This is a genomic window from Pseudomonas sp. SDT291_1_S447, assembly GCF_054070155.1.
Genome location: NZ_JBSVXS010000052.1, coordinates 25,495 through 36,448, shown reverse-complemented (window position 1 = coordinate 36,448; position 10,954 = coordinate 25,495). Strand labels below are relative to the sequence as shown.

The 10,954-nt window shown below is 56.9% G+C and carries 10 protein-coding genes; 6 read left to right on the top strand and 4 right to left on the bottom strand.

Going from position 1 to position 10,954, the window contains the following annotated elements:
- The first annotated feature begins 184 nt into the window (after positions 1–184).
- On the top strand, positions 185–2,377 hold the full coding sequence (yccS, locus tag ACW9IR_RS17200) for a YccS family putative transporter (protein ID WP_457464342.1): 2,193 nt from the start codon (positions 185–187) through the stop codon (positions 2,375–2,377).
- Between the two features lie 112 nt (positions 2,378–2,489).
- Here the strand turns inward: yccS and ACW9IR_RS17195 are convergent, their stop codons facing one another.
- Positions 2,490–3,227: a substrate-binding periplasmic protein gene (locus ACW9IR_RS17195; protein ID WP_095121441.1), complete on the bottom strand. Its 738-nt coding sequence runs from the start codon at positions 3,225–3,227 to the stop codon at positions 2,490–2,492.
- 255 nt (positions 3,228–3,482) lie between these two features.
- Here ACW9IR_RS17195 and ACW9IR_RS17190 point away from each other — a divergent pair, with 255 nt between their 5' ends.
- Positions 3,483–3,935, top strand: coding sequence for a GNAT family N-acetyltransferase (locus ACW9IR_RS17190; protein ID WP_457464340.1), 453 nt, complete (start codon positions 3,483–3,485; stop codon positions 3,933–3,935).
- A gap of 184 nt (positions 3,936–4,119) precedes the next feature.
- On the opposite strand, the gene ACW9IR_RS17185 is transcribed toward ACW9IR_RS17190, so the two are convergent.
- From ACW9IR_RS17185 to ACW9IR_RS17175, 3 genes are read right to left on the bottom strand one after another with little or no spacing between them, the layout of a single operon-like run.
- Positions 4,120–4,416: a winged helix-turn-helix domain-containing protein gene (locus ACW9IR_RS17185; protein ID WP_007913779.1), complete on the bottom strand. Its 297-nt coding sequence runs from the start codon at positions 4,414–4,416 to the stop codon at positions 4,120–4,122.
- Positions 4,417–4,440: 24 nt separating this feature from the next.
- Complete coding sequence (locus tag ACW9IR_RS17180; RefSeq protein ID WP_095121442.1) at positions 4,441–4,935, bottom strand: M48 metallopeptidase family protein; 495 nt, start codon at positions 4,933–4,935, stop codon at positions 4,441–4,443.
- 43 nt (positions 4,936–4,978) lie between these two features.
- A complete protein-coding gene (locus ACW9IR_RS17175; protein ID WP_457464338.1) occupies positions 4,979–7,102 on the bottom strand; it encodes a putative bifunctional diguanylate cyclase/phosphodiesterase in 2,124 nt (707 codons plus the stop codon).
- A 319-nt stretch (positions 7,103–7,421) separates the two neighbouring features.
- Here ACW9IR_RS17175 and ACW9IR_RS17170 point away from each other — a divergent pair, with 319 nt between their 5' ends.
- The 4 genes from ACW9IR_RS17170 (at position 7,422) to ACW9IR_RS17155 (ending at position 10,454) form a co-directional block, all read left to right on the top strand.
- Positions 7,422–8,090, top strand: coding sequence for a polysaccharide lyase family 7 protein (locus ACW9IR_RS17170; RefSeq protein ID WP_034153613.1), 669 nt, complete (start codon positions 7,422–7,424; stop codon positions 8,088–8,090).
- Positions 8,091–8,544: 454 nt separating this feature from the next.
- Positions 8,545–8,907, top strand: coding sequence for a DUF6124 family protein (locus ACW9IR_RS17165; RefSeq protein WP_016987236.1), 363 nt, complete (start codon positions 8,545–8,547; stop codon positions 8,905–8,907).
- A 99-nt stretch (positions 8,908–9,006) separates the two neighbouring features.
- Positions 9,007–9,258 (top strand): helix-turn-helix domain-containing protein, encoded by a 252-nt coding sequence (locus ACW9IR_RS17160; protein WP_457464335.1) that lies wholly within the window; start codon positions 9,007–9,009, stop codon positions 9,256–9,258.
- Positions 9,255–10,454: a type II toxin-antitoxin system HipA family toxin gene (locus ACW9IR_RS17155; protein ID WP_457464333.1), complete on the top strand. Its 1,200-nt coding sequence runs from the start codon at positions 9,255–9,257 to the stop codon at positions 10,452–10,454. The genes ACW9IR_RS17160 and ACW9IR_RS17155 overlap by 4 nt, the downstream gene beginning before the upstream one ends.
- The last annotated feature ends 500 nt before the right edge of the window (positions 10,455–10,954 follow it).

Here is a 10,954-nt window from a genome sequence, read left to right as displayed (position 1 = left end):
AGCGGTGAATCAGTCGATGAATTCATTGGCTGACACACCGCTATCGCGAGCAGGCTCACTCCTACAGTTGTTATGTGTGATGCAGTAAGGAACACTTTTTGCTGTCAGATGTGATCGGCGCCATTGCGTCGGCGTCATTACTGGCTCAATTTAGCGGCATCGCCTCGGAAGGCCTTCGCACTTCATGTCCTCGACCTCGTTTCGTCAGTCTTTGCGGCGCCTGTGGGCGCTGGATAAATTCAGCTACAGCGTGCGGGTGTTCATCGCCCTGACCGGCAGCATGGCGCTGTGCTGGTATCAGGATGAAATGGGCCTGTTGATCCCGTTGTTCCTCGGCATTATCGCCAGCGCCCTGGCCGAAACCGACGACAGTTGGCAGGGCCGCCTCAATGCACTCGCCGTGACGCTGGTGTGTTTCAGCATCGCCGCGCTCTCGGTGGAATTGCTCTTCCCCTACCCGATCGTGTTTGCCATTGCCTTGGCGCTGGCCAGTTTCGGTCTGACCATGCTCGGCGCGCTCGGCGAGCGCTACGGTGCGATTGCCTCGGCGACACTGATTCTGTCGGTCTACACGATGATCGGCGTTGATCAGCGCGGTGGCGCGGTCACCGATTTCTGGCACGAGCCGATGCTGCTGGTCGCCGGTGCGGCGTGGTACGGCTTGCTCTCGGTGTTGTGGCAGGCGCTGTTTTCCAACCAGCCGGTGCAGCAAAGTCTGGCGCGGTTGTTCCGCGAACTGGGTTTTTACCTGAAGCTGAAATCGTCGCTGTTCGAGCCGATCCGGCAAATGGATGTGGAGGCGCGGCGTCTGGAACTGGCTCAGCAAAACGGTCGCGTAGTGGCGGCGCTGAACAGTGCCAAGGAAATCATTCTGCACCGCGTCGGCAACGGCCGCCCCGGTTCGAAAGTCAGCCGCTACCTGAAGCTGTATTTCCTCGCGCAAGACATCCATGAACGCGCCAGTTCCTCGCACTATCCGTACAACGCGCTGGCCGAAGCGTTCTTCCACAGCGACGTGCTGTTCCGCTGCCAACGCCTGTTGCGCCAGCAAGGCAAGGCCTGCCGCGCGCTGGCCGAATCGATCCAGATGCGCCAGCCATTCATTTACGACGCCAGTTTCGCCGAAGCCCTGAGCGACCTCGACGCCTCCCTCGAGCACCTGCGCATCCAGAGCAATCCGGCCTGGCGCGGATTGCTGCGTTCGCTGCGCGCACTGGCGGCCAACCTCGGCACCCTCGACCGCTTGCTCAGCGACGCGAGCAACCCCGACGCTTTGGCCGATGCGACTGACAGCAGCCTGCTCGACCGTTCGCCGCGCAACCTCAAAGACGTCTGGGTGCGTCTGCGTACGCAACTGACGCCGACTTCTCTGTTGTTCCGTCATGCCCTGCGCCTGCCCTTGGCCCTGAGTATCGGCTACGGCATGGTGCATTTGATTCACCCGTCGCAGGGTTACTGGATCATCCTCACCACGCTGTTCGTCTGCCAGCCGAACTATGGCGCGACGCGGCGCAAACTCGGGCAGCGGATCTTCGGCACCGCCATCGGCCTGACCGTGGCGTGGGCGCTGTTCGATCTGTTCCCGAGTCCGCTGGTGCAGTCCTGTTTCGCCATCGCTGCCGGCGTGGTGTTCTTTACCAACCGCACCACCCGCTACACCCTGGCGACGGCGGCGATCACCATCATGGTGCTGTTCTGCTTCAACCAGGTCGGCGACGGCTACGGACTGTTTCTGCCACGCCTGTTCGATACGCTGCTGGGCAGCCTGATTGCCGGCCTGACGGTGTTCCTGTTCCTGCCGGACTGGCAGGGTCGACGCCTGAACAAAGTGCTGGCCAACACCCTGACCTGCAACAGCATCTACCTGCGCCAGATCATGCAGCAATACGCCGCCGGCAAGAGCGACGACCTCGCCTATCGGCTGGCCCGACGCAATGCACACAACGCTGATGCGGCGCTGTCCACCACGCTGGCGAACATGCTCATGGAGCCGGGACATTTCCGTAAGGAAGCGGATGTCGGTTTTCGCTTTCTGGTGTTGTCGCACACCTTGTTGAGTTATCTGTCAGGGCTGGGCGCGCATCGGGAAACTCAGTTACCCGCCGATGTGCGTGAGCATTTGATTGATGGCGCCGGGGTGAAACTGGCAACGAGCATCGACGAAATCGCCCAAGGGCTGGCGAACAAGCAGCCGGTGGCGATTCAGAGTGACGAAGAAGAAGCGCTGGCCAATGAGCTGGAGCAGATGCCGGATGAGATTGATGAGGGGCAGCGGTTGGTGCAGACGCAACTGGCGTTGATTTGCCGGCAGTTGGGGCCGTTGCGGACGTTGGCGGCGCATCTGATCAAGGACACCTCAGAAATCAGCGGCGGTTGACAGGGCGTCATCGCGAGCAGGCTCACTCCTACAGGGGAACGCATTCCAAATTGTAGGCCTTCGCCTGCTCGCGATAGCGACATCTGCCACACAGAGGATTCTGGATCGACCCTCACATCCCATGCTGCCTCAACAACTTGTCATAACTGCCATCCGCCTTCATCGCCGCAATCGCCTTATCAAACCCCGCAACAATCTGCTCATGCTGCGGATTCTTCAGGCTGACCAATATATGCAGGCTGTTCTCACTCAACGGCTTGGGCAAAAATTCCACTGAATTGCGCACCTTGGCTGATTCCCGCGCCAGGTAATACTTGGCCACATACTCATCTTCCAGCGTCAGCTTGACCCGATCCGCCGCGAGCATGCGCACGGCCATGGCGAAGTTATGCACAGGGACTTTCTGCAACGCCGTGTCGGCATCGAACGGCGCGGAATAGGCGTAACCGCGCACCACCGCAATCGGATAGGTGTGCAACTGCTGCAGATTGGAATACTCGAGTGGTGTGTCTTTGCGCTTGAGAAAGCGAATGCGGTTGAGCAGGTATTCACCGGAAAACTGGCCGAGCTTGGTCCGCTCGTCGTTGTACCAGGCGTTGACCAACACATCGTAGCGGCCCTCGCCAACACCAAGCAGCGCCCGCGCCCAAGGCACCTGCTCGTAGCCGCTGGCATAACCGGCCCGGGCCAGCGCAGTTGTGACGATGTCGGTGGCCAGTCCGCCGTTGATCAGCGTGTCGTCGGTAAAGGGTGGCCAGATATCAAACACCAGCCGCAGCTTATCCGCTGCAGCGGTCTGGGCCAGCAAGAGCAATCCGGTCAAAGCAAAGGCTCGATGCAAACGCGGCATGCTTGAAAATCCTTAGCGGGCGAGTTGCCCAGCATGTTTTCAGCCAAAACCCCAAGGCCCCTTACCGGCAAAACCCAGGCCCTAACATTAGCTCATTGCAGCCAGTGCACAGGGCTCTCCAGCAGATTACACAAAGTCACCGCGGCTGCGAGAAAGGAATGATGGCATTTTGACCTTTGTCACAGACTCTTACGCCATAAAGACATCTTTGCCGCAGGCGCTTAGTATCCGGTGACACGTTCAAGGAATCGGCAAATGACAATCGAATGGGTCTGCAAACATCACAGTGATCTGGGCAAGGAGCAGCTGTACGCGCTGTTGAAACTGCGCTCGGACGTGTTCGTGGTTGAACAGAAATGTGCTTATCCGGATCTCGACGGTCAGGATCTGGAAGGCGACACCTACCATCTGATGGGTTGGGAAGATGATCAGCTGATGGCGTACCTGCGCCTGCTGGATCCGGAATCTCAGGGAGGAGACGTGGTGATCGGCCGCGTGATTACCGCACCGCAGGGTCGCGGCAAAGGGCTGGGGCACCAAATGATGGAGCAGGCTTTGAAACAGGCGGAGAAGCATTGGCCGCAGGTGCCGATCTATCTGTCGGCGCAGGCGCATTTGCAGGGGTACTACGGCAAGTACGGGTTTGTTGTGGCGGGTGAAGAGTATCTGGAGGATGACATTCCACACATTGGCATGCGTCGTGCCTGAAGAGCCCCTCACCCTAGCCCTCTCCCGGAGGGAGAGGGGACTGACCTTATCGTCTTGCGGCAGACATCGACCTGAAAAACCGCGTCGATTATGGATTCAGAGGAATTCGCTCAAGTCGGCGTACCTCTCCAATATCCCCCAATCGGCCCCCTCTCCCTCCGGGAGAGGGCTGGGGTGAGGGCATTTAGGGATACTCAAGCACAGCCTTGATCTGCCGCAAATTACGCTCGATCCACCCGCGATCAATCGCCCCCCACTCACGAATCCGATAGCGCCCCGCATGATTACGCGCGCCCTCTTCCTGCTCGAATTCACAAACGATATCCAGATCGGCCAACGCCGCAATCGTGTCCTGCGCCGTGCGCCGGGGCATGCCGGTCACTTCGGTCAGCGTCGGCACACTCGGCGCCAGACCGCTGTCGATCAGGTACGCCACATACAAGCGGCGGTAGAAACTGCTTTTGGTCTTGCTGACGTCCATCCCCACCTTCCTGGTTGCGTACTGTTAAGCCTGCAGATCCCGCCATGTCAGATACACGCGCAGATCAAACTCGACCTGGTGATACCCCGGCAGCATGTGCTCGCACAATTTATAGAACGCCTTGTTGTGATCCGATTCCTTGAAGTGCGCAAGTTCATGCACGACGATCATTTTCAGAAAGTCCGGCGCGGCGTCCTTGAACAACGAGGCGATACGAATCTCTTTCTTGGCCTTGAGCTTGCCACCCTGCACCCGCGACACCGTGGTGTGCAGACCGAGGGCGCGGTGCGTCAGGTCGAGGCGGTTGTCGAACAGCACCTTGTCGATGGCCGGGGCGTTGCGCAGGTATTCCTGCTTCAGGTCCAGCGCGTAGCTGTACAAGGCCTTGTCGCTCTGCACGTCGTGGCGCCCCGAATAGCGCTGATTGAGGTATTCGCCCAGCCGCCCTTCGGCGATCAATTGGCGCACCTGATCCTGTAATTGCGCGGGATAGGCCTGCAGGTACTTCAACACAGTCATGGACAAGCGACACGGTTCGAAAAGGTGCGCCAGTGTAGCGAATTCAACCGGGCAGTGCGCTCCAGTCGAACGGCTCGGCGAAGCTCGCAGCGTCCTCGGCGATCAGTGGCCGCGCCACGAGGAAGCCTTGCACGTACTCGCAGCCGTGGGCTTGCAGCCATTGGTATTGCTCGATGGTTTCCACCCCTTCGGCAATCACCAGCAAACCGTATTGTTTGCACAGACTGATGACCGTGCTGACCAGTGAGGCGTCGCGTTTGGAGTCCGGCAATCGCGCGATAAGATGGCGATCGAGTTTTAGCGTATCCAGTTCCAGATCGCGCAGATGTGCCAGCGAACACGGCCCGGAACCGAAGTCATCCAGCGCCACGCGCACACCGAGATTGCGCAGCAAACGCAGCTGTTTGCGGGTTTCATCGGGGTTTTGCATCAGCGCCTCTTCAGTGACCTCGACCTCCAGCTGCCGAGGCTGCAAGGCGTGTCGCTCCATGACCTGGCGCAATTCGGTGACCAGATTCGGCAGGCTGAACTGAGTGTTGCTCAAGCTCACGCCGAGCACCAGATCTTCGGCAAACAGGGTTTCCCAGGCTTTGCGCTGGCCGGCACCGCGATGATAAATCCAACTGCCGAGGCGGCTGATCAGCCGCGCCTCTTCCAGCAGCGGCAGGAACAATCCTGGCGGCACATCGCCGACGCTCGGATGCTGCCAGCGCAGCAAGGCTTCGAAGCCACGAATCTGGCCGCTGTCGATAGCCACTTGCGGCTGATAGACCAGATTGAAATCGCGATTCTCGATGGCGGCACGCACACTCTCTTCGAGCATCAACCGCGAGCGCGCCCGGCCATTCATTTCATGATCATAAAAGCGATATTGCTGACGTCCGGCGCGTTTGGCCTCGTACATCGCGATGTCGGAAGCACGCAGCAATCCGTCGAGGTTCGAGCCGCAATCCGGATAGGTGGCGATGCCGATACTGGCGCCGAGGGCGATGTCCAACCCCTCGATCTGCTGACAGATCGACACCCGCTCAATGAGCTTTTCGGCAATCTTCGCCGCTTGCTCGGGGAATTCCAGATCCAGCAATGCTGTGAACTCGTCCCCGCCCATCCGCGCGAGGATGTCGAACGGCCGCAAACAGGCTTTCAACTGCTCGGAGACCCAGCGCAGCACACGATCGCCGGCATCGTGACCAAGCGAATCGTTGACCCGCTTGAAGCCGTCGAGATCCAGATACAGCAGCACCCAACTGCTATCACTGCGCTCACCACGCAGCAGCAGATTTTCAACGGTCTGGTAGAACCCGCGACGGTTGAGCAAACCTGTCAACGGATCGGTGACCGCTTGAAATTCGAGCTGCTGGTGCAAGTGCCGCACCACCGACATGTCCAGCACAGTCACCACCATCGCGTGTTGCTCGGCGGGCAACGCCGCACAGGACAGCGCCACCGGCACTTGCTGGCCGGGCGCGGTGCGCAGCAAGGCGTCGTGCAGTCTTAATGTTTCGCCACGCTTGTAGCTGGCATAAAACTCGGAATCGGCCCACAGCGGAATGTGCGGTTTCTGAAGAAAATCGAGAAACTCCTTACCTTCCAGCTCCTTCACCGGCGCATTCAGCAAACGCGAAATCGCCGGATTGGCAAAGCGGATCAAACCGTCCTCGCCCACCACCAATATCCCCTCGGCGGCGTTATCCAGCACCGAAGCATTGAAGGCGCGCGCCACTTCCAGGTCATGACTCAGGCGCTGCAATGCGCGGCGATTGCGCTGATGTTCGAGCAACGCCTGCACCTTGGGTTTGAGAATCTGCGGGTCGAACGGCTTGAACAGGTAATCCACCGCGCCACTGGCATAGCCCTTGATCACGGCGTCCTGGGATTGTTCGTTGGCGGTCAGAAAGATGATCGGCGTCAGGCGCGTGCGTTGGCTGCCACGCATCAGCCGCGCCACTTCAAAGCCGTCCATGCCCGGCATCTGCACGTCCAGCAACACCAGGTCGACGTCATGCGAGAGCAGAATATTGAGCGCTTCGAAACCGGAGGCTGCGGTGAGGACGTGCCAATCCTGGCGCTGCAGCAACGCGCGCATGCTGATCAGATTTTCAGGGTAATCATCAACGATCAAAAGGACAGAGCTGCCTTCACCTGGCGGGGGTTGCGCGCATTCCATGCTGCTTCTCTTGTCGGGACTTCAGGGCGATTCCGGTAAAACCGTACATACATCGAGCCTTCACTCTAGTCGTGGATCCGAAAAAGCAGAAGCTGTCATCAGGCCATCATTTAACCAAAGCGTGAGTTTGCCGACTAACGGTCACCGCTGAAGCCCCCGGAAACCGGCAGAGATGGCATTTCGACAGGATGTTGACGTCAATCATCTGCCAAACGGGCATTAACAAAAAATCCCTCTACGCTTATAAAGGCCGCCCCAAAACGTGCGGGCTAGAGCTTCTGGCACGTACGTGCAGTGAAACTTGAGTGGAAGAACCGACATGATCGATCTCGCAACCTGGAACCTCAGCGTTCCCGTTGGCAGCCCGCCATACACCGTCGAAACCTCCAAACTGGTGAACGGCTTCAAAGATCAGTACTTCCATTCCGACACCGGCACCTTGTTCTTCTGGTCACCGGTTACCGGGTCAAAAACCGAAAACGCCATCTACCCGCGCACCGAACTGCGTGAAACCTACAGCAACGGCACCCTGCGCAACTGGTATTACCCGGACGCCGACAACCTGCTGCGGGCGACCCTTACGGTTAACAAAGTGCCGAGTTCCGGCAAGATCGTCATTGGCCAGATTCATGCCTATGAAAGCCAGAAGCCGATGGTCAAACTTGAGTATCAGTACAAGACAAAAACCGAAACCGGCAACCTGGTGATCAAGGTGCGCATGCATCCGGATGACGACGAAAGCCGTGTCATCACCCTGGCGACCGGGATCAAACTGGATCGCGAATTCAACTACCTCATCCACTTGAGCCCTGGCGGTGCGTTGGGTGTCAGTGCGGCGGGTTATCAGTGGGATTCACAGATCAGCGCGACGTGGCGCAATAAGCCGCTGTATTTCAAGGCTGGGGTGTATGTGCAGGACAACACCGGGTACACCAGCGAAGGTGGCCAAGTGACCTTCTCCAAACTCGACATCGATCACGACAAGTAACCCAATCCCCACTGTAGGAGCTGCCGAAGGCTGCGATCTTTTGATCTTGTTTTTGATTCAAAAAGACAAAATCAAAAGATCGCAGCCTTCGGCAGTTCCTACCTTTAAACAGCGCTGTTTAGATCTGTCAGCAGTTACTTCCGGATGCCTACAACAGCTTGCGTCGTTGCCTACGGGTACGCCAGAATCCGCCGGCTTGTGCGCCTGGCGGGCCATCGGTAACTTGATTCGCGTCACTGATTTCCAGTGATCGGGTTTAGTAGCCCGTGGTGTTTTTCAGTTTTGTGCAAAGCGCATCCGTCGGTGATTGCTGTCCGACTTGATGGTGGCTGTGTGCAGGGCGCTTCGGCGCGCCGGTTAATGCTGAATACTCCCCGGTCTACTAACCTGCGCACAGCTGCCACCCTTCTTTTAGTAGAGAAGACGAAGCGGCTCCATCAGGAGTTTTCAGCTAATGATCAAATCAACGCCACACCCGCCGGTCACTGACCCGGCCTCCCCGTACGAATCCCTCAATTCCAAAAAACTCAACGACGCCGCAGAGCGCGCCCTCGACCATTACCTCAAACCGTCCGCCTTCATCATGGCCAGCACGCATAAACCCGAGCCCATGTACCTCGCCAACCCGAAGTACAACACCGAATCCCTGCTGGCCAACGCCAGCGAAACCCTGGGTTCAGCCAGCGAAATGCTCAACAACTTCGCCGCCATGCTGAACACCTCACACCGCAAGACCGCGCTGGGGATTGCGCAAGTCGTCATGCTCGGTGAACTGGCAGTGAATCAGGCACTGGATCATGTCGAGCTGAAGGAATAACCGCCCACAAAAAACCCGCCTCACGGCGGGTTCTTGAACCAAATAGATTAAATGTTCCGCATACGCTACATTGACATCAAAATGTTACGGTAGCGCAACATGGATTACTCTCTATTGATCACCCGTCTCGGCATTCAATTACGTGAAAAACGTATAAATCGTGGCCTGACGCAGGCGCAGTTCGCCAATCTGGCGGGACTGACGCGATACAAAGTCATCGCGGTGGAGAAAGGCACCCTTTCTGTCGGCATGATCGCTTACGCGCGCGTTTTGGCTGCTTTGGACTGCGAACTCTCGGTGGTTCCAGCAACGATGCCAACCCTTGAAGAGCTTGGGGATTTATTCGAATGAAAATGACCTCTCTTCAAGTCAGCACCCCTAAAGGTACTAGCGGCAGACTTTTCAGCGATGCCGAGGATTTCACTTTCCGTTATCACGAAGATGCATCGCCACAAATGGCAATCAGCCTCTCGATGCCTGTGCGACATGACGAGTTTCGTCGGCGTGAGTTGCACCCTGTTTTTCAAATGAACCTGCCAGAAGGCTACGTACTGGAGCAGTTGCGCAACCGTTTGGCCAAGACTGTGAACGTCGACCCAATGCTGCTACTGGCGCTTTCCGGAAGTACATCGCCCATTGGCAGGGTTCATGTACGCTCTGAAACCGTTGATGCCTTGTTGCAGGCGCAAGAATTTCCGGGAGAAAAACTCGAAGAGATTCTCACGTGGGACGGTACGGAAGATATCTTCGCCGACATGCTTGATCGCTACATCCTGCGTGCGGGCATTTCAGGTGTTCAACCCAAGTTGCTGGTGCCGGAGCGGCAAGAAATAGAATTGCCGAGAGTGACATCCAAAACCTCGGATCTGATCATCAAGAGTGGCAGAGACGAATTTCCGGGCCTGGCGATCAACGAATTCCTTTGTATGTCCATGGCGAGAGAGGCGGGTATTCCCGTTCCACCGTTTTACCTTTCCGACAACGCCAAACTGTTTGTCATGCGTCGATTTGACCGCGATGAACAGCTCAACCCGATTGGGTTTGAAGACATGGCCGTGCTGATGGGGCTGTCGGCTAATCAGAAGTACAGCAAGAGTTATGCGGCAATCGCCAAGGCTGTCCGAGTGTTTTGCCCGGCGAAACACTTGCGTACGTCGCTTGATCAACTCTTCGATAGCGTCGCCCTGAGTTGCATCGTTGGAAATGGCGACGCTCACTTGAAAAATTTCGGTTTGCTCTATTCCGAACCGACGCAACGCGACGCGCATCTGGCGCCGGCTTACGACATCGTCAACACCACGGCCTATATTCCAGAAGATGTTTTGGCATTGGATCTGGCGGGCAACAAGTCAATGTTTGCCTCACGACAAGGGCTCCTGGAATTTGCTCACACCTGTGAAATCGACCAACCCAAGGAGCGCATTCAGCATCTGCTTGCCTCGGTTGAAGCGGTGCTCGAGCGCTATCCTCAATATCGCGAACAGGCGCCCCATGTGGTCAACGCCATTGAGCACGCGGCAGCGCCATTTTCTTTGACTTTTGGATAGCGTCGTAACCGCGAGAAATCACCGCCCACTAAAACCCGCCTAACGGCGGGTTTCTTTTAAAGCAGTTTAACGGTCAGGCTTATTTAACCTTGGCGCTCAACTCCCCTCCAGATAACGCGGAAAAAACGCTTCCAGCAAAATCTTAATTAATAAATCCGTCCCCCTTTGACAGACAGAATTTCAAAACTACCACCCCTTAGTGAACAGCACATTCAATACCTAATCCTCAACCATGGATGCGCCAAGAGCGCTTCTAATAATTAAACCTTACGGACAAAGCCATAAACCCTGATGTCTTTTTATTTTTGATCTGCCCCGCACTTACTTATAACTATTTAGTGAATCGCCCGACCAGAGCATCGCGAATTACTATAAAAAACTGTCATTTCTATCAGGTTACAAAAAACAGCCTTCAATCTAACCTCGTCAACGTCATATGAGAAACCCACTCCGGACTGACGTGTAGCCCGAACCTTAAATATCGCGAACGAAAGGTGAAC